Here is a 24,275-nt window from a genome sequence, read left to right as displayed (position 1 = left end):
GTACGCAGTTTGTCCCAGGCACCACTTAATGTGAACATACCGTTGATTGCACCACCCCATGAAGGAATGATCATCGCCAATGAAATAGCGGCACCTAATGAACCAGTCCAGTCAGGTAAAGCAGTATATTGAAGATGGTGAGCACCTAACCAAACGTAACCGAAAACTAAGGCCCAGAAATGGATAACAGATAAACGGTATGAATAAACAGGACGATTCGCTTGCTTAGGTACAAAGTAATACATGATCCCCAAGAAGCCAGCAGTCAGGAAGAAACCTACCGCATTGTGTCCCCACCACCATTGAATCATCGCATCTTGCACACCAGCAAACAGTGAATAAGATTTAAACAACTCAACAGGGATAGCCAAACTGTTTACAACGTGGAGGTAGGTAATCATGACCATCATCGCAATAAAGAACCAGTTTGCTACATAGATATGCGAAACTTTGCGAATTGAAATCGTCATGATGAAGTTAAATGTGTAGGCCAGCCAGACTACAGCAATCAAAATATCAATTGGCCATTCTAATTCAGCATATTCTTTAGATTGAGTATAACCAAGAGGTAAAGTAATGACAGCGCTGAGAATAACGAGATTCCAGCCCCAGAATGTAAACCAGGCTAATTTATTGCTCCATAACGGTGTACGGCAGGTGCGTTGCACAATATAGAACGCTGTAGCCATTAATGTAGAACCACCAAAAGCAAAAATAACCGCATTAGTATGTAAAGGACGTAAACGACCAAAACTGATATATGGGTTATCAAAATTCAGGACTGGCCAAGCCAGTTCTGAGGCGATATAAACACCGATACCGGTGCCAACGACCAAGTATACGCATGCCATATAGGCAAACCACTTGACCACTTGATAGTTATATTGTTGTTCCGCTTGCATAGCGACCACACCTTCTCTCTTTGGAAAACTCTCTCTCAATTTTGTTGTCAATCACTCAACAAAATTAGGACCCTTTTCTACGTGCCTCAATGAACATTGAAAGCAGTTAGAATTTTACATCAATCAGCTGATTTGCTTCACACCAAAACATTGATCTAGATCAAACGTAGTGTGATAAAGCACATTGTGCTGTGAAATGCCTCACCCGCACGTAACAGGGAATTTTCCTAAGATCAAAATCTCTGGTCAAGTTAATCAGTCTTAATGCCCATAAGCAGACATGCTTTTGTATTAAAAAAACAAATAGTTATGTTCTTTCATCAAAAAAAAAGAAATATCGGTGACGTTAAGATCAGGGGGGATTGCGGCTTATTATTTTATGTGTGACTTCAAGGACTAACAATGAGTATTACAGAACGATCTTCTACCAATAGTAAATTGTAGGTATGACAGGCAGAAGCTCGTGACATAAACTCAGTACCAATACCTTGTTTATTAAAATATTCGGCTACTTGTAATAACGGAAAAGAGAGGCTGGCATCCGAGGTAAATATAATGACTTCCGGAGCCAGCTCTTTTAGGGCAGACAGAGTGTCTGCTGATAAGTTTTTGATATCACTGACGTCTATATTTTCTAATATTTGGTTTGGCGTCAGTACAAACGCTGCGTCGTATGACGTCAATGTCTGTGTGTTTTTATGTCGAACAGTCACTGACTGTTCTGTATATGAGTGGATTTGGTTATATTCGTGAACCGCTTCCTGACTCAGTTTCATCTGTGTTACTGATATCCTGCCGCGTCGTTAACACGGTCACGCAACTCTTTACCAGGTTTGAAATGCGGCACGTATTTCTCATCCAGCTGAACTGATTCACCGCTTTTTGGATTACGTCCGACACGTGGTGGTCGATGATGTAAGGTAAAACTACCAAACCCGCGAATTTCAATTCTATCTCCTTGTGACAAACTATCACTCATCTGCTCTAGGATGAGTTTAACTGCAAGCTCAACGTCACGATAATTCAATAGAGATTGTTTTTCAGATAAAACTTCAATCAAATCTGATTTGGTCATGTCTTTAAAATTCCTGGAATAATGCGCTAAACACCAATATGAAGTATTGGTTTTAATCTTCTGAATCTATTAGAGAAAAACCCCTGAAAATTCAGGGGTTCATCTTTAATATGAAAAACGATTAGCTGTCTTTCTGATCCATTTGTTCTTTCAGCAAATCACCCAGTGTTGTATTGCCTGCAGAAACATTACTGTACTCTTTCACAGCTTCAGATTCTTCTTGATCATCTTTCGCTTTGATAGACAGAGTTAAGGTGCGGTCTTTACGTGACATACCAGTAAATTTCGCTTCGACGTCATCACCTACAGCCAGAATTTTGCTTGCGTCTTCAACACGTTCACGTGCGATATCCGCAGCACGAACATAACCTTCAACGCCTTCAGCTAATTCAATAGTTGCACCACGAGCATCAACAGCAGTCACTTTACCGTTAACAATACTACCACGTGGGTTTTCAGCTAAATAAGCTGAGAACGGATCGTCTTGTAATTGTTTAATACCTAAAGAGATACGCTCACGTTCTGGATCGATTGCTAAAACAACAGCTTCAACATCATCACCTTTCTTGAAGTCACGAATTAATTCTTCGTTGTCTTCTTCCCAAGAGATATCAGACAAGTGAATCAAGCCATCGATACCACCGTCTAAACCGATGAAGATACCGAAATCAGTGATTGACTTGATAGCGCCACTGACTTTGTCACCCTTGTTATGAGTCATTGCAAACTCTTCCCAAGGATTTGTCTGGCATTGTTTGATACCCAGTGAAATACGGCGACGTTCTGCATCAATATCCAGAACCATTACTTCAACTTCATCACCTAATTGAACCAGTTTAGATGGGTGAACGTTTTTGTTAGTCCAGTCCATTTCAGACATGTGAACTAAACCTTCAACGCCATCTTCGATTTCAACGAAGCAACCGTAGTCAGCAATGTTAGTGACTTTACCGTGAATACGTGTGCTGTTTGGATAACGGCGAGCGATATCTTTCCAAGGATCATCACCCATTTGTTTCAGACCCAGAGAAACACGTTCACGTTCTTTATCAAATTTCAGTACTTGAACTTCGATTTCGTCACCGATAGCAACAACTTCAGATGGATGTTTAACACGTTTCCATGCCATATCAGTGATATGTAACAGACCATCGATGCCGCCCAGATCAACGAACGCACCGTAGTCAGTCAGGTTTTTAACAATACCTTTAACTACTTTGCCTTCTTCCAGCGTTTCTAATAACGCTTCGCGTTCTGCACTGTTTTCTTCTTCCATAATCGCACGACGTGAAACAACGATGTTGTTACGTGGACGATCAAGTTTAATCAGTTTGAATTCGAGTTCTTTATTTTCCAGGTGAGTAGTATCACGGATTGGACGAACATCAACCAAAGAACCAGGAAGGAATGCACGGATATTTTCCAGATCCACGGTGAAACCACCTTTGACCTTACCAGAAATGATACCCATAACGGTTTCACCCGCTTCAAACGCGTGTTCCAATTTAGTCCATGCTTCGGCAGCTTTCGCTTTATCACGTGACAATTGTGTCGCACCAAAACCATCTTCCAATGATTCCAGAGATACATCGACTAAGTCACCAACAGAAACCGTTACTTCACCATTTTCGTTCAAAAATTCTGAAACTGGGATAGCGCCTTCTGATTTCAGACCGGCATTGACCATAACAACATCAGGACCGACATTGACTACCGTACCGGTAACAATTTTGCCTGGTTGCATTGGAGTTGAATTTAGACTCTCTTCGAAGAGATCAGCAAAGCTTTCGCTCATTGTTAAATATCCTTGACCCTGTTGAGGAAACAAGATCACCTAATTAATCACTCGCTCATGCGAGATCGTTAAACATCCCATTCGACAAGAATCGAACAGGCACCAAAAATTTAAATTGCACAATAACTGCGCACTTTTTCGTATACTGCAGAAATACCTAATTCGGTAGAATCCAGTATCAAAGCATCCTTAGCAGGTAATAACGGCGCGACTTTGCGTTCACTATCGCGTTTGTCACGCTCCGAGATTTCTGCAATGAGATCGGAAAGGTTACTCTCAATTCCTTTCTCTTTCAACTGCTTATGACGTCTTAACGCCCTTTCTTCTGCACTTGCCGTTAGAAACACTTTAAATTGTGCGTCAGGGAAGACCACAGTACCCATATCACGACCATCTGTGACCAGACCTGGAGCTTGGGCAAAATCACGTTGGCGTTGTAATAAAGCCGCTCTGACAGATGGGATAACGGCCACTTTCGATGCGGCATTGCCCGCTTTTTCTGTTCGAATTTGTTGACTGACTTCTTGCCCTTCTAAAAGTACTTTTAATCCATTTTCATCAAGTTCAAATTGAAGATCTAAGTGTTGCGCTAACTGCACAAGGGCGCCTTCGTCAGAAGCTGGAATCTGGTGTTTTAAACTAGCAAATGCCAATACCCGATATATCGCACCACTATCTAGATAATGCCAACCTAATTCTCTGGCCATCATTTGAGCAATGGTGCCCTTACCAGAACCACTCGGTCCATCAATGGTTAAAATAGGCATATCAGTCATCAATTTCTTCAACCTGCAGGCCGACTTTATTCGCTAACTCGACAAAGCCCGGAAACGATGTAGCCACATTGGCACAATCATTAATCTGAATAGAGCCGCCCGCTTGCAGCCCTGCAATAGCAAACGACATAGCAATACGGTGATCACTATGACTATCTACTTCACCACTACCAATGACACCACCGTTGATAACAATGCCGTCAGCTGTGGGTTGTGCGTCAATACCCAAAATCGTTAGGCCATCAGCCATAACTTGGATACGATCGCTCTCTTTTACTCTTAACTCTTCAGCACCGGTGAGGACGGTCTGCCCCTCAGCACAGGCAGCTGCAATAAATAAAGCAGGAAACTCATCAATGGCTAAAGGTACTTGATCTTCAGGAATTTGAATGCCTTTTAGTGGCGCATATTGAATACGAATATCTGCTACAGGTTCACCACCAGTGACTTTTTCATTACTGAGCGTAATGTTGGCCCCCATCTCACGTAAGATATTGATAACACCGATACGAGTAGGATTAACACCGACATGTTCCAGGGTAATATCTGACTCTGGAGCGATGGCAGCCGCTACCATAAAAAAGGTGGCTGACGAGATATCTGCGGGTACATCTATTTTTGTTGCTTGTAACTTACCACCACCGACAACTGAAACTGTGCTGCCTTGCTTCTCAACCTGATAGCCCATACCTTGCAACATTCTTTCTGTATGGTCACGTGTTGGTGCAGGTTCTGTTACTGAAGTTTTACCTTCAGCATACAAGCCAGCGAGAAGTAAACACGATTTCACCTGCGCACTGGCCATGGGTAAATCATAGTCGATGCCTTTCAAATGACTGGTCTTATGCAAAGTCAAAGGCGGCTTACCTTCAGTGGTATCGATATTGGCTCCCATTAGAGCAAGCGGATCCGTCACACGCTTCATCGGTCTCGATGACAATGATTTGTCTCCCGTCATCGTGACATCAAAGCCTTGGCCTGCCAATAGACCTGAGAGCAAACGCATGGATGTACCACTGTTGCCGAGGTTTAATGCTGTTTCAGGTACTTTGAGGCCGTGCATGCCCACACCATGAATAGTCACATTACCTTTCTCTGGACCGATAATATCAACGCCCATACCACGGAAAGCGGCCAGTGTTGCCAGTGCATCTTCACCTTCTAAAAAACCAGTTACTTCCGTGGTGCCCTCAGCAATGGAACCAAGCATAATCGAGCGATGAGAAATCGACTTATCACCAGGTACTCTTACCTGACCTGTGATCTTACCGCCAGGGTGCACAATATATCGTTTATTAGTTTCACTAGACACGTCAGTTGGTTCCACGTTTATACTTCACTATTATCGACCAAATCAGGATCGGCAAAACGGCTATCTCGCGCTTTCTTTGCCCGTTCGAATACCTCAACCAGATACTCACCGTCATCCTCTTTAATCGCTTGTTCGATTTTATTGATCCCTTGATGAAACTCATCAAGTAAATCCAGAATAGCTTGTTTGTTACCTAAACAAATATCTCGCCACATCACTGCATCGCTTGATGCAATTCGGGAAAAATCACGAAAGCCACCGGCGGCATAACGCAAGACTTCATCACAATCATCACGCTGAGCAAGCATCCCCACCAAATTGAAGGCAAGCACATGAGGTAGATGACTGGTAGCGGCTAACACGGTGTCATGATGCTCAACATTCATTTCAAAGACTTCTGCCCCTGTTAGTTGCCACATCATTTTAATTTTTGCTGTTGCTGCTGAGTCTGTTTCACTGACAGGTGTCAGCACAATACGGTGATTTTCATACAAAGTAGCAAATGCAGCCGCTGGTCCGCTTTTTTCTGTACCAGCAATCGGGTGACCGGGAACGAATTGTTTGAATTTATCGCCCAAAGCCTCTCGCGCTGATGAGACGACTTGTGCTTTGGCACTACCACCATCAGTAATGATGGCTTCAGGTCTGATATGCTCACTCATCTCTGCAAAGACAGATGCCATAGCGCCCATAGGCACGGCAACAAAGACCACATCGGCATCGACAACAGCCTCAGCAATCGAGTCTGCAGCCTTATCTATAATACCTAGAGAGAGCGCCTCTTGTCGGGCTTCATCACTACGTGAATAACCGACAACTTCATTAACGGCCCCTTTTGATTTCAAGGATAAAGCGAGAGAACCACCGATCAGCCCAACGCCTATGACAGCAAGTCGATTAATCATTAACCACGACCCAGAATAGTGGATAACGCATCAAGAAAACGTTGATTTTCTTCGGCTAAGCCAATGCTCACACGCAGGTGCTGTGGTAAGCCATAGTTAGCCACAGGCCGAACGATGACACCTTCGTATAGCAGCTCATCGTAAACTTCAAACGCATTAGTATGAACATTGACTGTAATGAAATTGGCTCGGGAAGGAATGTATTGCAGACCCATTTTTTCAAAGCCAGCAATAAGCTGTTTCATACCCGCTTCATTCACATCACGACTTTGTTGGAGATAAGCTTCATCACCTAGAGCAGCCACTGCCGCTGCTTGAGCTAAATGGCTAACATTAAAAGGCTGTCTGACACGATTGATAAGATCGGCAACTTCGGGGTGTGATAAGGAATAGCCCACGCGTAAACCTGCTAGTCCATATGCTTTAGAAAATGTTCGAGTAATGATAAGGTTATGAAAATCCTGAAGCCAAGGCACTGAATTCTCTTCCATATTCAGATACTCGACATAAGCTTCGTCCAGTACAACCAGCACTTTTTCCGGCACTCTCTCTAGAAATAATTTAATTTTTTCAGGCTCTAACCACGTGCCAGTAGGATTGTTAGGGTTGGCGATAAAAATAATTTTGGTACGCGGACTAATGGCTTTATGAATGGCGTCCAGATCATAACCATAATCTTTCGCTGGCGTTACCACAGCTGTCGCGCCAATAACCTGAGTAACAATAGCGTAGACAGCAAAGGCATGCTCTGAAAATATAATTTCATCACCAGCACCTGCAAAAGCACGCGCAATCAACTCTAAAACATCATTAGAACCATTCCCTAGGGTGATTTGCTCAGGTGCCACTTGATGTTTTTCAGCTAATGCCAGCTTTAATCCGTAACCATTACCATCCGGGTAGCGGGCCATGTCTTTCGCAGCCATCGCTACCGCTGCCACAGCCGCTTTAGGAGGGCCGAGCGGGTTTTCATTTGAGGCTAATTTAATGACATTACGGACACCATATTGACGCTGTAACTCTTCAATCGGTTTGCCCGGAATATAGGGTTGCAGATGCGCTACCCCACTTACTGCAAGATCACAAAAACTCATTTCTGCTCCGTTTTATTTCTGAAGCTATCGAGAATTAACAAAATAGCGCCTATACAAATCGCCGAATCAGCCACATTGAATGCAGGCCAGTGATATGTGCCATAGTAGACATCAAGAAAATCAATAACATAACCATGAATAACACGATCAATCACATTACCTAAAGCCCCACCCAGTATTAAAGCAAGAGAGATAGCTTCCAGTTTTGCATCTGCTTTCAGGCGTTTCAGCCAAAACAACAAAACAATACTAACGACGACAGCTAAGCCAGTGAAAAACCATCGCTGCCAACCGCTCTCGCTGGCTAAAAAGCTGAATGCAGCGCCGTGGTTATAAGCCAATGTAATATTGAAGAAGGGCAAAACAGCAATAGACTGATAAAGCTCCAATGCGCTGTTTGCCCACCACTTGCTGAGTTGATCGAACACAATCACCAAAGCAGAAAGATTCAACCATTTCAGCATAATTTCTAGGCGAACTGTCTTTGTTCACCGTCTCCTTCGATATTATCAATACAACGACTACATAGTTCAGGATGGTCACCATTTTCCCCAACAGAATCCACCTGATGCCAGCAACGTTCACAACGTTTGTGTTCAGACGCTTTAATAGCCACCAAAATCCCAGGCATACTCGTCGAGACTGCTTGCTCGGCTGCTTTATCATCTAAACGGTGAAGACTGACTTTGGATGTAATCAATACAAACTTTAATTCATCCTCTAGCTTGCTCAATAACGCCATAAGACTGTCATCAACGAACAAACTAATTTCAGCCGTTAGACCACCTTTGATGTTACCGGCGTTACGCTGGTTCTCAAGCTCTTTGGCGACGACTTCTCTGACATTGAATACTTGATTCCAAAATGGCAGATCAAACGCTGTTTCCTTATCTAATGGTGCTAATGCATCACTCCAAAGATTAAGTAATACAGACTCATTATGCTCACCAGGCAGATATCCCCATAATTCATCGGCTGTAAAACTTAAAATCGGGGCGATCCAGCGAACCATCGCTTCCAGGATAAGATACATAGCCGTTTGAGATGAGCGTCGACCTAAGCTATCGGTCTGCATGGTGTACTGGCGATCTTTAGTAATATCCAGATACAAACTACCCATCTCATTCGCACAGAAATTATGAAGCTTTTGATAAATCACATGGAACTGATAGCTCTCATAAGCAGCAAGAATGTCTTGTTGTAAATGATATGCACGATCTAATGCCCATCTATCTAATGGTAGTAAATCATTCACGGCCACCATATTTGTTGCGGGGTCAAAATCATCAAGGTTCGATAATAAGTAGCGAGCGGTATTACGAATACGGCGATATGAGTCAGCTGTGCGTTTCAGTATTTCATCTGATACGGTCATTTCACCACTGTAATCAGCTGAAGCGACCCACAGACGAATAATATCCGCACCGAGATTGTTCATCACTTTCTGTGGAGAAACCGTATTCCCCAGTGATTTAGACATTTTTTTACCATTAGCATCGACAGTGAAGCCATGGGTTAATGCCGCTTTGTAAGGCGCTCCACCGGTTGTTGCCACTGAGGTCAACAATGAAGATTGGAACCAACCACGATGTTGATCGCTGCCTTCCAGGTATAAATCAGCAGGACGGTTTAGGTAATCACGGCGAGCTAAAACACATGCATGAGACACACCGGAATCAAACCAGACATCCAAAGTATCACTGACCTTTTCATAGTCAGCAGCTTCCGCCCCCAGTAATGCTTCTGGCTCCAAATCAAACCAGGCATCAATCCCCTCTTGCTCTACTTTTTGAGCAACGGTTTCCATCAACTGTTCAGTATCAGGATGTAATTCCCCTGTTTGCTGATGTACAAATAATGGAATAGGCACACCCCAAGTGCGCTGACGAGAAATACACCAATCCGGGCGACCTTCCACCATATTTTCAATGCGTTTTTGGCCCCAAGCTGGCATCCAATCGGTATTAGCAATCGCTTTCATAGCGGCTTGTCGTAAACCATTCTGGTCCATGCTGACAAACCACTGTGGCGTGGCACGGAAAATAATCGGTGTTTTATGACGCCAGCAATGCGGATAGCTATGCTGAATGTCGATATGTGCCAACAAAGCGCCTTTCTCTTTTAAAAGGGCAATAACTTCTGGATTCGCTTTAAATACAGATTGGCCTGCAAAAATTGGCGTATCAGGTAAAAACACACCATTGCCGCCAACAGGGTTATCAACTTTTAAGTTGTATTTCTGACCAACAACAAAGTCATCCTGACCATGGCCTGGCGCAGTATGCACAGCACCTGTACCTGCATCCGCTGTCACATGATCACCCAGAATAACCGGCACTTGGCGATCATAAAATGGGTGCTGTAATTGCAGACCTTCCAGTTGTTCACCTTTAAAACGTGTAACAACTTCAGCTTCAATTCCATAGCGCTGAAGCGCCGCTTCGTACAAAGACTCAGCCAGTACTAATTGCTCACCTTCGGCTTGCAAAAGTACGTAAGTAAATTCAGGGTTAACAGACACGGCTTGGTTCGCAGGCAGCGTCCAAGGTGTTGTCGTCCAGATAGGTAAGCTGACCCTACCCTGCCCTGACTCCCCGACGGCTTGCTCAAAAGCAGCCTGGTCAATGACCTGAAAGCGTACATCAATTGCTGGCGATGTTTTATCTTCATACTCGACTTCTGCTTCAGCTAACGCCGAACCACAATCCACACACCAGTGAACAGGTTTCACCCCTTTATGCAGGTGACCTTGTTTGATGATTTCACCCAGAGTACGAATAATGTCAGCTTCAAAGCTGTAATCCATAGTGAGATATGGGTTATCCCATTCACCCAAGACGCCTAAACGTTTAAAGTCTTCACGCTGACCATCAACCTGTTTCGCCGCGTAGTCACGGCATGCTTGACGGAATTCTTTTGCGGTGACTTTGACACCGGGTTTACCCACTTTCTTCTCGACATTCAGCTCGATAGGTAAGCCATGACAATCCCAGCCTGGAACATAAGGCGCGTCAAAACCACTCAGCGTTTTGGACTTGATAATAATATCTTTCAGAATCTTGTTTACCGCATGCCCGATATGAATATCACCGTTTGCGTAAGGAGGACCATCATGCAAAATGAACTGTGGTCTACCTTTAGCTTTTTCACGAATTTTTTCGTAAAGGTTCATTGTTTGCCAATGTTCCAGCATTTGTGGTTCACGATTAGGCAAACCAGCTTTCATTGGAAATTTGGTCGCAGGTAAATTTAGCGTTTGTTTGTAGTCAGCCACAAGATTCTCGTAGAGTAGGAAAACTAAAAGCGGAGATTATACGGATTTTTATTGCCGACCTAAATCATTGAAAGCACTTTTATTTACAGTCAGTGCTTATGCAAACAAGATTATTTGCAGTAGAATGCCGCTTTTAACCCATCACAATTGAGCTGACGCTTTATGTCCATATCAGAAAAGGTGATCATCCGCGGGATTACTCTGGACGGAGGAAAGTTTCGTCCAAGTGATTGGGCCGAACGCTTATGCGGAGCAGTTGCCTCGTATGGCCCTGGGCGTCGCATCATCTTTCACCCTAATGTCAGGCTAGCGACTCTTGACGGAATCAAATGTGTCGTCGTGGATGCATCATTGGAAAGTACAGATGAAATGCTGTTCGAGTTTTTGATGGATTTTGCTAAAGACAATAAGCTGCAGATTGATCGCACAACCAATTTTCCACCTGAGCCAAATTAGATTTCCTGTTCGGCATCCGGCCAGTTCTGGATATAATTTTTTAAAAGCTTATTCTCGAACTTCGCTTTTTTCAGCAACTCTTCCACAATATCAGTGATAGATAACATCCCTTCCAGTTTGCCTTTGTATACCACTGGCAAGTGACGAATATTATGCTCCACCATTTTATTCATGACTTCTTCAAGCGTATTATCCGGCTCGCAGGTATAGGGATTTGGGGTCATGGCATCACTCACCAACATCTGACTCCATTGTTCTGGATGAGTGTCCAGTATTTTAAGAATGTCCCGCTCAGATAAAATGCCCACCATCGCACCTGTTGGCTCAGTGATGATTAATGAACCGATTCGGTGCTCCATTAACATCGCCACCGCTTTATTCAAGCTATCTGTTGGCGATAAGCCAATGACAGGTTTACCTTTATTTTTGGTAATCGATCTGACTTTCATGGTCCTGCCCCTCTTCTCTGAAGTGCTCAGGACTATTCTGCTTGAGTCAGTAAGTGTTTGGCAACAAATAAGAAAAAAGGGTGGCACGATAAGTCATGCCACCCGTTGAAAACTACCAGTTGTAGGTCGCTGAAGCTATTACGCGACGGCCATCACCAAAGTAGCAGACTAAGTCATTACACGTTGTTGTGTATTCGCGATCAAATAAGTTACTGACATTCAGCGCCAGTCTGACATCATCGAAGTCATAACGAATACTGGCATCAGTTAATGTGTAACCACCAGTTTCAATATCCACCGTAGATGTGCTCAAACTATCCGTACCTATATACGTACTCTCCCCTACATAACGAACACCAGCGCCCATTCCTAAACCTTTCAATACACCCGTTGTTTGTGTGTAATCCAACCATAAGCTTGCTGTTTGTCGAGGCTGATTTGGAATAAGGCTATCTTTTTCCCAGCTATTGGGGCTCTCAGTAATTCGGGCATCGACATAGCTATATGCGGCTGAGAGTTTTAGTTGTTCTGACAGTTCTAAGCCAGCTTCAATCTCAACCCCTGTCGAATTAACCTCACCTACCTGACGAGACACACCATTAGAATTGAATGCATCATATTCTGTAATCACATAATCATCTTTGGTCAAATCAAATACGGCAAGACTAATAAAACCATCCATATTTCGAGGTTCATACTTCACGCCCACTTCATACTGCTTGGCTTTTTCTGGGTCAAATAACTTGCCATTCACATCTGTGCTTGTTACTAAATTAAATGATTCGCTGTAGCTAACATAAGGTGAAAGACCATTATCAAACTTATAAACCAGACCAACCCGTCCTGAAAAATCTTCCGCAGACTTATCAGCATCAACATCAGTACTATTGGTGAAATTCACATCAACATCATTCTTCACCCAGTCATAACGTCCACCAATCAATAAACGCCAATTTTCATAAGCGAGTTGATCTTGAATATAAATCCCCGTTTGACGTGAATAAATATCCCTATCACGGCTCAGAGATAGACTACCGACTGGCGAGCCATACTCAGGGTTGATATAACTTATTGTTGAAGCAGTTCCAGTGTAATTTTCTTCGTCAGCTTGGGAGTAACGCCAATCCAAACCAATAAGAACATCATGAGAAATCGAACCAGTATTGAAGTGTGACAATAGTTGATTATCGACAGCTAAAGCATGAAGTTCCTCATGTATTCGTGAGGCACTTCTACCGAGCGTACCAGCTACCAAATTAGTACCAGGAAGTGCTGAATTTAATGTTCTGTAATCAAGTTCTACTTCATCGTAACGAAGATTTTGCTTGAAAGACCAGGTGTCATTAAACGCATGTGAAAACTCGTACCCAACTGATCGATAATCACGGTCAAATTTATTAAAATCTTCCTCACCATCAAAAAAGCCGAATTCACGATCAAATACTTCTGCACCTCCAAAATTACGACTAAAGTAATTCAAAACATTGGAAGTAAAATGCGTATTAAAGCTATAGGTTTGCTCATCGTGCTGCTCAACAGCCAATACGGTTAGTTGTGTGTCATCACTGATATTCCAGGTTAATGAAGGTGCCACCATCTTGCGTTTGGCATCGTTATAATCGACTTCAGAATTAGCATCATTTCCGACAAAGGCCAGTCGATAAAGAAGCTTACCTTCATCATCAACCTTGCCACTAAAATCCCCCGCTAACTCAAAAAAGTCATCGCTGCCGGCTGATAGACGTAACTCTCGTAAGGTGTCTTCTGTAGGCCGCTTGCTAACTAAGTTAACCAAACCACCCGGTTGCGCTTGCCCATAAGTGACAGAACTCGGGCCACGAATGACTTCAACCCGCTCCAGTGCGTAGCTATCTGCTCTCGGCAAGCCATAGGTACTCGTTGGTATTAAAAGACCATCACGATATACCTGCGATTTAGCATCAAACCCACGCAAGCTAAACCAGTCGTAACGCGTGTCATAACCAAATGGCACACTCAAGCTTGGCGTATATTGCAAGGCTTGTGCCACGGTTTTCACACCGCGATTAACTAACTGCTTCTGTGTGACCACCGAGATGGACTGTGGGGTATCAATAATGGATGCATTCGTTTTTGTCGCACTAGCGCTCCTCTCCGCATTGTAACTTTCTATCGGGTCATACGCTGAAAATGAAGTTTGCTGTCCAGTGACAGTCACGACGGGTAAATCGGCTGATTTATCATTGCTTTTAGTCAGCCGATAACTGGTTTCTGATTGTTGAACGACGGACAGAGGCGTACCTCGCAATAAGGTTTGCAGTCCTTCATTAATCGGATATTTACCTTTCAGTCCTGAGGTTTTATAAGCTGCCGTGAGCTCAGGTGAAAAGCTGAGTAAAATGCCAGCTTGTCGTCCAAACTGATTCAGAGCCGTGGCCAAATCACCTGCCGAAACATTAAAGCTTATTTTTTTATCACTCTGCGCCGAAGTCTGTTCCGCAGCCAGCACAGGTGTGGTGGATAAAAGGGTCACGCCAGCTGTAGCGAGCAAAGCAGTGGTTAGCGTCATTGCGCTTAATAAAGCGGGTTTATTGAACATGAGAGTCCTCACTTTCCATTAACAAATAGGTGTCTATTTGTTGTGTCACGTGAGAATGAAAAACAGACCAAAAAATTTAAATTTTCTGCTGTGGTTTGAGTGTAATCCAATAGCGTGTTCTATACACCAACTCAAGCTGAAGTGTTGCCGCTAAAGCTTTTAGAACTTGATCTATATTATTTAGAGGGTAAGTACCAGATACCCGACGTTCTGCTATTAAAGGGTCACAGCGTAACCAGCCATGATGATAATTTTGTAACTGAGCCACTATCTCAGCTAGAGGCATGTTATCAGCCACTAGCATATATTGTTGCCAAGCCAGCATGCTTTCCTGTGCGGACATAACGCTTCCCAGCTCAGTGGCATTAAAGCTGATCTGTTGCCCAGCCTTCACTCTTAACAGTGGCAGATGGTTTCCCCGGATAAAATCGACAGCACCTTCATAAACAGCCAACAATGCCGTGTTGTCTCGCTGCCTGACATAAAAACGCGTGCCTACTGGCTTGAGATCAGCCCAGTCCGTTTTCAATAAAAAAGGTCTGGTATCTTTCGCGGTGGTGATCATAATGTCACCGCTGATTAACGTCAGGTGTCGTTGGTTTTCTGAATACGCAATAGAAAAGGCACTATTGGCATTCATGTCCACTTGGGTGCCATCTGAGAGTGTCAACGAACGGGTTTCACCAATTCCAGTCCGGTAATCAGCCAGTAACGGGAGCAAGAGAGTCTCATTCTTAAAATAAACCCAGCTGCCACCACTCATAACCGCTATACCAGCCAAAGAACGTAAGACATGTCGCCGACTTTTATCTGTTTTGAACAGCGTTTTTTCCGTAATAGCGCGTGATAATGGCGTAGGTAAGGTATTAAGTCCATGATTGACTTGTTCAATTCTTGACCAAGCTAATTGATGCTGAGGATCGGCTGCCAACCACGACTGCCATTGCTGATACAAGAGTTTGTCGTCCGTCTGTTCGGATAACGCCAGATACCACTCAATAGCCTCTAATGCGATTTTTTGTTCAAGCTGTATTGCGTCTGACATGGATTATTTGACGGTGATTGCAAAATAACATTGCGCTGCTGCGCGAGTTAAGTATCGCTTAACAGTGGACACTGACACCGCTAATTTTTCAGCTATTTCCTGTTGCTTCATACCATCCAATTGCGCGTAGAGGAAAGCCCGCTTTACATCCAATGGTAAGCCCTGCAAGCGCCGGTTTATATCCACTATGGTTTCGACAATGATGGCACGTTCTTCTTCTGAAGGCTGGAGACTTTCAGGCATATCGGTAATGACTTCCAAATACGCTTTTTCTACTTGTTGACGTCGCCAGTGATTAGCCACACTTCGCTTTGCCAATGTTGTCAAAAAAGCCCTAGGTTCTGTGAGTACGAGTTGCTCTTCACGCGCCAGTAATGTGACAAAGATATCGTGGGAAATGTCTGCTGCAGACTCGGTGGATTCGACTTTGCCGCGTAACCACCGAAACAGCCAAGTATGATGTTGACGATAGAGATTAGATATCGTTTGTTGCTCTGACTCCTGAAGAACGGACATAGCCTGCCTGATGGGTTAGATAAATGAGAATCATTATCATATAATACCGAACCTCAATCAGGCAATAACTATTCAGTCATCAGAGATGTTCGCGTGTGGAGCGGAAATCAATATCCGGCCAGCGTTCCATCGTCAGGTCAAGATTCACCCGCGTTGGTGCAATATAAGTCAGATTCCCGGCACCATCCAATGCCAGGTTTTGCGACGCTTTCTTTTTAAACTCTTCCAGTTTACGGACATCATCACAATAGACCCAGCGGGCGGTGTATACCTGAACCGCTTCATAAGCACATTCCACGTTATATTCACCTTTCAAACGATGAACCACCACGTCAAACTGAAGCACACCCACCGCACCCAGAATGAGATCATTATTATCAAGTGGGCGGAATAACTGTGTTGCCCCTTCCTCACTCAATTGCTGCAAGCCTTTCAATAAGGCTTTATTTTTAAGCGGATCTTTCAATCTGACACGACGAAATAACTCTGGTGCGAAATAAGGAATGCCGGTGAATTGAAGATCTTCGCCCTGAGTGAATGTATCGCCAATCTGAATCGTGCCATGATTGTGCATGCCCAAAATATCACCTGGATAAGCTTCCTCAGCTTGTTCGCGTTCCGCCGCCATAAACGTCACGGCGTTCGCGATAGTGACATCTTTACCAATACGTGTCTGATGCAGTTTCATACCTTTTGTGTATTTACCCGAACATACGCGTAAAAAAGCAATGCGGTCACGATGTTTCGGATCCATATTGGCCTGAATTTTAAATACAAAGCCACTAAAGTTCTCTTCACCAGACTCAACAACGCGTGTTTTTGTCTCACGAGATTGTGGCGGTGGCGCATATTTCACAAAGGAATCCAATAACTCTGTAATACCAAAGTTATTCATCGCTGAGCCAAAAAACACAGGTGACAACTCGCCAGCTAAAAACAGCTCCAAGTCAAATTCATTACTAGCACCACGCACCAGCTCAATCTCCATGCGTAAGTCTTCCGCCAGCCCACCGAATAGCTCATCTAGGCGAGGGTTATCAAGCCCTTCTATGACTTCACCCGCTTCTTTGGCATGCGCTTCGAACAAATGAACATTATCATCTAATAAGTGATAAATCCCCTTGAAGCCTTTACCCATGCCAATAGGCCATGTGATCGGCGCACAGCCTATATTTAGAATCGTTTCGATTTCATCCAACAATTCAACAGGCTCACGACCTTCCCTATCTAATTTGTTAATAAAGGTCAGAATCGGCGTATCACGCAGACGACAGACTTCCATCAACTTAATAGTCCGTTCTTCAACACCTTTGGCACTATCAATTACCATTAAGGCTGAATCCACAGCGGTCAATGTGCGATAAGTATCTTCCGAGAAATCAGCATGGCCCGGTGTATCAAGCAGATTCACAATCTCATCACGCCATGGAAACTGCATCACTGATGAGGTGACAGAAATGCCCCGCTCCTTCTCCATTTCCATCCAGTCAGAAGTGGCATGTTTATCAGTCTTGCGAGATTTAACACTGCCCGCGGATTGGATCATGCCACTGAAATAGAGGAGTTTTTCAGTGATGGTCGTTTTACCGGCATCAGGATGCGAAATAATCGCAAAAGTGCGGCGCTTTGAAGCCGCTTTTTGGACTGGGCTAGACATAATTTAATCACTTTCAAGAGTTTCAGTATCGTCATCGACGACAAACGAACCATTTTCTCGCATCAATGCCTGTTTCTCAAATATAAATTCTTCCACTTTACAGTTGCCCCACAACAAATGATAATAAGAAACATTATCATTATCACCTATAAAAATATCTCTTGAATGAAACATACTAGTTCACAACAACACGCTTCTAAGCAGATTGAAATGTTGTATATCCATAATCAACAGTGGCTGCGAAGTTGGCTGTATAAACAATTGGGTTGCAACCACCTGGCTGCTGACTTACTACACGATACCTTTGAGCGCTTGTTAAAACGGGTAAAAAACGATGTTATTGAAGATAGTGATGCTTATTTAAAAACGGTCGCTCGCCACCTATTGACCGATCATTGGCGTAAAAAGAACATTGAAACTGCCTATCAGCAATGCGTTAGCGAACTTGAGCCAGATTTAGCGCCATCAGCTGAAGAGCAAGTGGAGCATTTAGAGTTATTAATTCAGGTGGATAACCGACTAAGACAACTGAAAACAGATGTTCGTCAAACATTTATCGCCGTTCAGCTGGAAGGCTTAAATTATGCCGACACAGCCAATAGACTCGCTATATCGATCAGCACCGTGAAGCGGCATTTGAAGCAAGCCATGTTGTGTTGTTGTTTTAATTTGTCAGTATAACGATGCGATCACTCCACGAAAGTACAATCCCACTCACCATTGCAGAAGAAGCGGCCGATTGGTGGTTGGAGCTACAAAATTCTGATAATCAGACTTTAACTCAACAACGCATTAGTTCATGGCGACAGCAATCATCGGTTCATGATGAAGCCTGGCAGAAGATTGCTGCTTTTGACATGATGCTTAATGATATTAACGCGCCACAATGTCGTCCAATCAGCCAACACGTTCTCAGTCAGCCATCTCCCGGACCTCGCCGTCAGTTGCTTAAATCTCTATTTGGTCTTGCGGTTATTGGCTCAACCCCATGGTTTATCGGTTCACCTGTCACCCATCAACAAAATAAGACACTCGCCACCAAAGTAGGTGAACACCGTAGCTGGACACTGGCAAATGGTGTTGAAGTCCACCTCAATACTGACACCATCATTGAGATAGACGAAACGAATACATTGATGACTTTCGTACTCAAGCAAGGTGAAGTAGCGATCATCACCCATGCCGAACAACACCCTCAACAACTGCTGAAAGTGACAACAGCTATTGGAGATATCACACCGATAGGCACCCACTTTGTCGTCAGACAACACCCTGAACTGATACAAGTCACACTATTAGAAGGTCAAGTAAACGTGACCGATAAGCACTCTCTGACATCATGGACACTTCAGGAAAACCAGGCAATGACATTGACTGCGTCAGGAGAAATGTCGATGTTCAAGGCCAATACACAAACGCTTGCCTGGCAAACAGGCATGTTAATCGTATCTGATATGCCCTTGAACAGCTTTGTCTCTGAACTCAGTCGATACCATCATGCCTTTATCCGCTATGAACCACAGATTGCTAATTTGAGAGTCTCAGGCTCATACCCAACCGACGATTTAGCAGCAGTTATGAATGCTGTTAGTAGAGCGCTCAACCTAAATTACACAAAACGTTTTGGCATCTGGTTTCATTTATCTGAAAAAAAATGAGCTGATTTTTTCCCTGGTTCGTCCTGAGTAATAACAACAGAACAAACCACGGAATCCATTATGAATCGAACTTATTTATCTTCGACAATACTCAATATTCTCCTGCTATCCAGCACAAGCATTGTCTTTCCCTCCGTCAGCTTTGCAGAAGATACTTCATCAAAGCGCACTAGCGTTATTACTAAGTCACAGCAAATTTCCATACCTGCTGGGTCTTTGGAGACTGCCCTGAACCAACTCGGTCAACAAACAGGTTTACTGATTAGTTTTTCAGCAGATTTAGTCAGGGATCAATCAAGCCCAGGTGCTAAGCAGGCTCGCAGCATTTATCAGGCTTTAGACCAAATACTGGCACACAGTGGGCTCAGATACGTCCAAAATGGTGAGTTAAGTTACACCATCCTTCCTATTCAGAGTGCGGATCAATCGGGCGTAGATTTACCACAACTGAATATTGAAGCATTACCTCATAACCCAGAAATAAAAACCCTCACCTCTATCGAAATGCGCCAATCGATGAGGTCAGATCTGGCGGAGGCACTCAGTATTATTCCATCGGTTCGTGTCGATAACACGGCCAGCTCAAGTCTACAACAAGGTGATATCAAGCCAGCAGAATTATCGATTCGTGGCGCAGCTCCCTATCAAAATAAACTAATGCTTGATGGGGCGAGCATAGACAGTCGGCTGGATCCTGCTCTTGAAGAAAGTGCATCGAACTACACACGGGTTGCCGGACACTCTCAAGGTTTATTTGTTGATCCTTCTTTTCTGGATAATTTAACCGTCATTGATGTGAATGCTTCAGCCAGTGAGGGAGGATTTGTTGGTGGCGTCGTCAAAGCAGAAACCAAAGCATATTTAGGACGAGACGAATTTCAAATCAAACACCGTAAAACCCAAGACAGCTGGACGGAATTTCATGTTGATGAGTCTCAAGAAGGTGAGTTCTTTGAAGATGGGGCAAGACAATTACCAACTGGCTTGCCCGGAGATTATCATCCTAAGTTCCGTAAATCAGAGACAGCTCTGCAAGGCGCGACACGAATAGGTGATATAGGTGTTTTTGCAGGTTATAGTGAAAAAGAATCACATATTTCCCAAAAGCAACTGGTGCAATTAGATTTTGATTACTTTGCTGACACAGGACGTATATTTAAACCTTCCGATGAAAAAACCCTAGATAAAGAATCACGTTACGGCGTGGTTAGATTTGACCTGCTCGAACGTGATTATGATCTCAATGCCTCAGTCGCCTACAGCGATTATTACGAAGACAGTTTTCTGATTAACTACATTGGTTCAGACTTTGAAGGACAACATCAAGGTCTGAATGCGAGTGTTAATTTTGGGAAACAATTCGCTGACACTCGTATGGATCTTAATCTCAATGCAGGTACCAATGCCGATCAACGTGAGTTTGAAAGCAACACCATTGATCAATATAAATACACCAGTATCTATGAAGCGGGGATTTTTGGTGGTTATGGTGATTTAGCCAACCGTCAATATACGATTGGTTCAACACTTAACTTTACCACCTCACTGAATGAGTCCCATGTATGGCGCTATGGTACCGAGCTGAAATGGGCTCGTTACATGCAAGATCGCGGAAATGACTTTACCTTCAATGAATACACCTTAGACTTCACTCAGCCACTCCCTCCTCAAACCTCACCGGGCTCATGGGCGCCTAGCGATCAGTTTCATAGCCGGGAAGTCATTTACCAGGCGGGGAAAATTGCCTTTGATAATATGGATATTTCTGCATTTACTGAATTAAACGGTGACTACCAGCATGTCTTTTGGCGTGCTGGTGTGCGAGTGGAACATGATGATTGGTTAGACAATGTCAATTTAGCACCAAGAATTCAAGCAGGTGTCTATTTAAACAACACGCAAACAGCACGTATTACCGTTGGTGCAAACCGTTACTACGGTAAGTCCTTTTTATCTTATCGCTTACGAGAAGAAGAACGTAGTCGCATGAGCATTCGTGAACGCGATAGTGCAAGTGACAATTGGACCACTATTGATCCAACACAAGAGTGGGAGTTTCGCGACCTCGATACACCTTATGATGATGAATACAGCGTAGGACTCTATGCTGAAGTATTAAGTGGGCAAGCAGGCCTCCAATACGTAGAGCGCCAGGGACGTAAACAAATTCGAACCCATTATGATTCTACTTCCGAAGTCAGTTGGTTTGAAAACTCAGGCAGCAGTAATACACAACAAGTCGATCTGTTCTGGCGTTCTTCACCTTTCCGATTTGCTGGTATGAAATGGTTAGTTAATTCAACCGTGAGTTGGATGGATAAAGACACTGATGCTCGCTATGGTGATAGTGGCGGTTATCTATCTAGTGTCGATGCGAATGAACAGGTCATATTTGAAGGTAATCAAGTCGCTCGCCGAGCATTACCCGCCGGTGACTTCGCCACACCAGTGACAGCTAATCTGGACATTATCATGCAGGCATTTGATGATCGTTTACTGGTTAAAAATAGCTGGGCCTTTACCAACGGTTATAAATATTTAAAAAGTTTAGGTAAAGATGATGATACCGGCCTGGATAGTTATGAAACAGAAAATCAAGGACGAACCACGCGCTGGGATATCAGTGTTGAATACGCGCTACTTTCACGCCCCTCCTCACCTTACATTCGCGCCGATATCATTAACGTCTCAGATAAGCGAAATGTGGTGACGACGGAATCAGGCACTCAATTATTTGGTTTAGGCCGTCAGTTCTGGTTCGAAATTGGGTATCGCTACTGATGTCGACGATGAACTATATAAACAGCCAGCTGCTGGTATTAGTCCTGATGATAATGATGCCAACAACGGCGTTTGCAGAAAATGAAACAATGACGCTGATCGAGCAATACAGGCAAGGTGTCACACACTGGCCCGAAGCCAAACTTGATGATGGGGTTGAGGTACAACCACTCATGCCTTTACCCCAGCAGATTGAGTTTCCACTCGACAATCCCTTTTCTGAGGAAAAGCAACAGCTCGGTAAACATCTTTTTTTCGACAGACGATTATCACAATCACAGCAGATTGCTTGCGCCTCTTGTCATGATCCAGATTTAGCCTGGGCTGATGGCAGAAGAAAAGCGATTGGACATAATCGTATTCAAGGTGACATCAACTCACCCTCTATCGTTGATACTGGCTTGCTGAAGCAATTGTTTTGGGATGGCAGAGTCAACAGTCTGGAAGAACAAACACTGGCAAGTTGGACCAACCCGATTGAGATGGCAGCGAATCCTGAAAATGCAGCAAAACGACTGGCGAAGACCGCATCTTATCCTGCTCTTTTCAAAACCGCTTTTGGTGACGAAAACATCACGCCTGAACGTATCGTTCAGGCTATTGCCACTTTTGTGCGAACAGTTCGCTCATCGCCATCAGACTTTGATCGCTTTATGGATGGTAAGCAAACGGCACTGACCGACCAGCAAATTAGAGGCCTACACTTATTCCGCACAAAAGCGCGTTGTATCCATTGCCACAATGGCCCCTTACTCAGTGATAATCAATTCCATCACTTGGGTACATCATTTGACCAAGTCGGTAATTTCCAGGGCCGCTATAAAATGACGGGAAAGGCAGAAGATGTCGGTGCCTTTAGAACACCTGCATTACGAACAGGCATCGCTTCGCCACCCTATATGCACAATGGCCTTGTTACGGATTTGGATATGCTGCTAGCTATGTACAATATGGGATGGTGGCAAAATGCGAAACTCGATGATAAAACCGATGATATTCCCACCGCTCAATTATCGCCACTAATAAAACCCTTAGATCTGTCAAAACAAGAACTGGCCGATCTGAAAGCCTTTTTACTCGGCTTATCCAGTCATCTACCGCAGCCACTTCTTCCAGAAGAATTACCCTAGAAAGGCCACTCCATTCACTCACTCGATAAAAAACCTTATAACAGAGATGTTGGCCATCAGTAATTTTATGATAACTTCTAGGTTCTTCATAAGGCTGTAACCATGTCACGGAAAAAAATCGCAAGACACAAGGCAATCATTGACGAGCTCACCATCAATCCTTCTATGCGGGTGAGTGAATTAGCAAAAACCCTGAAAGTTACGACAGAAACGATTCGTCGTGATTTAGAAGAGTTAGCCGAACAAAACCTAATTAGTCGTACTTATGGTGGCGCCTTACTGAGACAGGCAGCAGAACCTGTATTAAATGAGCGACATAAAGCCAATCTGGCCGAACGCACCGCCATTGCCAAAAAAGCAGCGCCCATGTTGAAAGGTGCCAAAGTCTTGATGATAGGTTCGGGGGTGACCACCGTCGAAGTCGCCAAGCGCATAGCCTATGAAATGAACAATATTACGGTCATCACCCATGCCTTTGGTGTGGCAACCGTCTTGTCGTTTAACCCGACGATTAATGTGATTATGGCGCCCGGTGTCTATCATGGTGAAGAAGGCGCGACACATGGTTCACAAACCTGTCAGTTTTTATCCGATTACACGGCGGACTGGGCCATTCTGGGTGCTAGCAGCTTGGCACCAACTGGCCCTGCTGATGCGCTTACCGATGCTGCTGATGTTTATAAGCAGATGATTCGCCAAAGTGCCAACAATATGGTGGTGGCTGATCACAGTAAATTCGATCGCATGGCCACGGCGCGTTATGCCAGATGGAATGAGATCGATCATTTAGTCACTGATCGCCAACCCAGTGGCCCCTTAAAGAAAGCCTTAATGGCTGATAAGGTAAACATCATTGAGGCGGCAGTCTGAAC

Annotated in this window: 21 protein-coding genes; 6 read left to right on the top strand and 15 right to left on the bottom strand. The window is 43.9% G+C overall.

The window, feature by feature from the left end; translation table 11 throughout:
• From B3014_RS11035 to ileS, 10 genes are all read right to left on the bottom strand, one after another.
• Positions 1-902, bottom strand: a 902-nt coding sequence (locus B3014_RS11035; RefSeq protein WP_289286981.1) for a cbb3-type cytochrome c oxidase subunit I, incomplete at its 3' end; no start/stop codon positions are given.
• Between the two features lie 389 nt (positions 903-1,291).
• Positions 1,292-1,678, bottom strand: coding sequence for an MTH938/NDUFAF3 family protein (locus tag B3014_RS11030; RefSeq protein WP_289243850.1), 387 nt, complete (start codon positions 1,676-1,678; stop codon positions 1,292-1,294).
• A gap of 5 nt (positions 1,679-1,683) precedes the next feature.
• A complete protein-coding gene (locus tag B3014_RS11025; protein ID WP_286305202.1) occupies positions 1,684-1,977 on the bottom strand; it encodes an integration host factor subunit beta in 294 nt (97 codons plus the stop codon).
• A gap of 121 nt (positions 1,978-2,098) precedes the next feature.
• On the bottom strand, positions 2,099-3,772 hold the full coding sequence (rpsA, locus tag B3014_RS11020; RefSeq protein ID WP_289243851.1) for a 30S ribosomal protein S1: 1,674 nt from the start codon (positions 3,770-3,772) through the stop codon (positions 2,099-2,101).
• A gap of 110 nt (positions 3,773-3,882) precedes the next feature.
• Positions 3,883-4,548, bottom strand: a complete 666-nt coding sequence (gene cmk, locus B3014_RS11015) for a (d)CMP kinase (RefSeq protein ID WP_289243852.1) — start codon at positions 4,546-4,548, stop codon at positions 3,883-3,885.
• A complete protein-coding gene (gene aroA / locus B3014_RS11010; RefSeq protein ID WP_289243853.1) occupies positions 4,541-5,860 on the bottom strand; it encodes a 3-phosphoshikimate 1-carboxyvinyltransferase in 1,320 nt (439 codons plus the stop codon). Before aroA ends, cmk begins: the two co-directional genes overlap by 8 nt.
• 17 nt (positions 5,861-5,877) lie before the next feature.
• Positions 5,878-6,765, bottom strand: coding sequence for a prephenate dehydrogenase (locus B3014_RS11005; RefSeq protein ID WP_289243854.1), 888 nt, complete (start codon positions 6,763-6,765; stop codon positions 5,878-5,880).
• The gene (hisC, locus tag B3014_RS11000; protein WP_289243855.1) at positions 6,765-7,859 is read right to left on the bottom strand and encodes a histidinol-phosphate transaminase; all 1,095 of its coding nucleotides are present in this window, start codon (positions 7,857-7,859) and stop codon (positions 6,765-6,767) included. The genes B3014_RS11005 and hisC overlap by 1 nt, the downstream gene beginning before the upstream one ends.
• The gene (gene lspA, locus B3014_RS10995) at positions 7,856-8,323 is read right to left on the bottom strand and encodes a signal peptidase II (RefSeq protein WP_289243856.1); all 468 of its coding nucleotides are present in this window, start codon (positions 8,321-8,323) and stop codon (positions 7,856-7,858) included. The genes hisC and lspA overlap by 4 nt, the downstream gene beginning before the upstream one ends.
• Before the next feature lie 5 nt (positions 8,324-8,328).
• Complete coding sequence (ileS, locus tag B3014_RS10990) at positions 8,329-11,133, bottom strand: isoleucine--tRNA ligase (RefSeq protein ID WP_289243857.1); 2,805 nt, start codon at positions 11,131-11,133, stop codon at positions 8,329-8,331.
• Between the two features lie 162 nt (positions 11,134-11,295).
• Here ileS and B3014_RS10985 point away from each other — a divergent pair, with 162 nt between their 5' ends.
• The gene (locus tag B3014_RS10985; protein ID WP_286305210.1) at positions 11,296-11,589 is read left to right on the top strand and encodes a DUF3579 domain-containing protein; all 294 of its coding nucleotides are present in this window, start codon (positions 11,296-11,298) and stop codon (positions 11,587-11,589) included.
• On the opposite strand, the gene B3014_RS10980 is transcribed toward B3014_RS10985, so the two are convergent.
• The 5 genes from B3014_RS10980 to B3014_RS10960 form a co-directional block, all read right to left on the bottom strand.
• Entirely contained in the window at positions 11,586-12,038 is a 453-nt protein-coding gene (locus B3014_RS10980) for a CBS domain-containing protein (protein ID WP_289243858.1), read from the bottom strand. The two genes, B3014_RS10985 and B3014_RS10980, sit on opposite strands and share 4 nt — an antisense overlap.
• Positions 12,039-12,150: 112 nt before the next feature.
• Positions 12,151-14,616, bottom strand: a complete 2,466-nt coding sequence (locus tag B3014_RS10975) for a TonB-dependent siderophore receptor (protein WP_289243859.1) — start codon at positions 14,614-14,616, stop codon at positions 12,151-12,153.
• Positions 14,617-14,692: 76 nt separating this feature from the next.
• The gene (locus B3014_RS10970; protein ID WP_289243860.1) at positions 14,693-15,661 is read right to left on the bottom strand and encodes a FecR domain-containing protein; all 969 of its coding nucleotides are present in this window, start codon (positions 15,659-15,661) and stop codon (positions 14,693-14,695) included.
• Positions 15,662-15,664: 3 nt separating this feature from the next.
• On the bottom strand, positions 15,665-16,177 hold the full coding sequence (locus B3014_RS10965) for a sigma-70 family RNA polymerase sigma factor (protein WP_289243861.1): 513 nt from the start codon (positions 16,175-16,177) through the stop codon (positions 15,665-15,667).
• Between the two features lie 79 nt (positions 16,178-16,256).
• On the bottom strand, positions 16,257-17,834 hold the full coding sequence (locus B3014_RS10960) for a peptide chain release factor 3 (RefSeq protein WP_286305216.1): 1,578 nt from the start codon (positions 17,832-17,834) through the stop codon (positions 16,257-16,259).
• 165 nt (positions 17,835-17,999) lie between these two features.
• Here B3014_RS10960 and B3014_RS10955 point away from each other — a divergent pair, with 165 nt between their 5' ends.
• The 5 genes from B3014_RS10955 (at position 18,000) to B3014_RS10935 (ending at position 24,273) form a co-directional block, all read left to right on the top strand.
• Positions 18,000-18,515: a sigma-70 family RNA polymerase sigma factor gene (locus B3014_RS10955; protein ID WP_286305218.1), complete on the top strand. Its 516-nt coding sequence runs from the start codon at positions 18,000-18,002 to the stop codon at positions 18,513-18,515.
• 2 nt (positions 18,516-18,517) lie between these two features.
• Positions 18,518-19,492, top strand: a complete 975-nt coding sequence (locus tag B3014_RS10950; protein WP_289243862.1) for a FecR family protein — start codon at positions 18,518-18,520, stop codon at positions 19,490-19,492.
• A 60-nt stretch (positions 19,493-19,552) separates the two neighbouring features.
• The gene (locus tag B3014_RS10945) at positions 19,553-22,273 is read left to right on the top strand and encodes a TonB-dependent receptor (RefSeq protein ID WP_289243863.1); all 2,721 of its coding nucleotides are present in this window, start codon (positions 19,553-19,555) and stop codon (positions 22,271-22,273) included.
• Between the two features lie 8 nt (positions 22,274-22,281).
• Positions 22,282-23,403 carry a cytochrome-c peroxidase gene (locus B3014_RS10940; RefSeq protein ID WP_289243864.1) on the top strand — a complete coding sequence of 374 codons (1,122 nt, stop codon included), beginning with the start codon at positions 22,282-22,284 and terminating at the stop codon, positions 23,401-23,403.
• A gap of 102 nt (positions 23,404-23,505) precedes the next feature.
• On the top strand, positions 23,506-24,273 hold the full coding sequence (locus B3014_RS10935; RefSeq protein WP_289243865.1) for a DeoR/GlpR family DNA-binding transcription regulator: 768 nt from the start codon (positions 23,506-23,508) through the stop codon (positions 24,271-24,273).
• Positions 24,274-24,275: the final 2 nt, after the last annotated feature.

Origin of the sequence: Methylophaga sp. UBA678, from assembly GCF_002299105.1 — a bacterium.
GTDB classification, from domain to species: domain Bacteria; phylum Pseudomonadota; class Gammaproteobacteria; order Nitrosococcales; family Methylophagaceae; genus Methylophaga; species Methylophaga marina.
Note: the sequence above shows the minus strand (reverse complement) of the source record. Positions and strands in the feature narration are given on the sequence as shown.

Bases quoted from the DNA above. Each gene is read 5' to 3' on its own strand.
- B3014_RS10950 (WP_289243862.1), top strand. From the start codon at position 18,518: ATGCGATCACTCCACGAAAGTACAATCCCACTCACCATTGCAGAAGAA.
- B3014_RS11005 (WP_289243854.1), bottom strand. From the start codon at position 6,765: ATGATTAATCGACTTGCTGTCATAGGCGTTGGGCTGATCGGTGGTTCT.
- B3014_RS10945 (WP_289243863.1), top strand. From the start codon at position 19,553: ATGAATCGAACTTATTTATCTTCGACAATACTCAATATTCTCCTGCTA.
- B3014_RS10940 (WP_289243864.1), top strand. From the start codon at position 22,282: ATGAACTATATAAACAGCCAGCTGCTGGTATTAGTCCTGATGATAATG.
- hisC (WP_289243855.1), bottom strand. From the start codon at position 7,859: ATGAGTTTTTGTGATCTTGCAGTAAGTGGGGTAGCGCATCTGCAACCC.
- B3014_RS10980 (WP_289243858.1), bottom strand. From the start codon at position 12,038: ATGAAAGTCAGATCGATTACCAAAAATAAAGGTAAACCTGTCATTGGC.
- B3014_RS10955 (WP_286305218.1), top strand. From the start codon at position 18,000: ATGAAACATACTAGTTCACAACAACACGCTTCTAAGCAGATTGAAATG.
- cmk (WP_289243852.1), bottom strand. From the start codon at position 4,548: ATGACTGATATGCCTATTTTAACCATTGATGGACCGAGTGGTTCTGGT.
- B3014_RS11025 (WP_286305202.1), bottom strand. From the start codon at position 1,977: ATGACCAAATCAGATTTGATTGAAGTTTTATCTGAAAAACAATCTCTA.
- B3014_RS10935 (WP_289243865.1), top strand. From the start codon at position 23,506: ATGTCACGGAAAAAAATCGCAAGACACAAGGCAATCATTGACGAGCTC.
- lspA (WP_289243856.1), bottom strand. From the start codon at position 8,323: ATGCTGAAATGGTTGAATCTTTCTGCTTTGGTGATTGTGTTCGATCAA.
- rpsA (WP_289243851.1), bottom strand. From the start codon at position 3,772: ATGAGCGAAAGCTTTGCTGATCTCTTCGAAGAGAGTCTAAATTCAACT.
- B3014_RS10985 (WP_286305210.1), top strand. From the start codon at position 11,296: ATGTCCATATCAGAAAAGGTGATCATCCGCGGGATTACTCTGGACGGA.
- B3014_RS10960 (WP_286305216.1), bottom strand. From the start codon at position 17,834: ATGTCTAGCCCAGTCCAAAAAGCGGCTTCAAAGCGCCGCACTTTTGCG.
- B3014_RS11030 (WP_289243850.1), bottom strand. From the start codon at position 1,678: ATGAAACTGAGTCAGGAAGCGGTTCACGAATATAACCAAATCCACTCA.
- B3014_RS10965 (WP_289243861.1), bottom strand. From the start codon at position 16,177: ATGTCCGTTCTTCAGGAGTCAGAGCAACAAACGATATCTAATCTCTAT.
- B3014_RS10970 (WP_289243860.1), bottom strand. From the start codon at position 15,661: ATGTCAGACGCAATACAGCTTGAACAAAAAATCGCATTAGAGGCTATT.
- B3014_RS10975 (WP_289243859.1), bottom strand. From the start codon at position 14,616: ATGTTCAATAAACCCGCTTTATTAAGCGCAATGACGCTAACCACTGCT.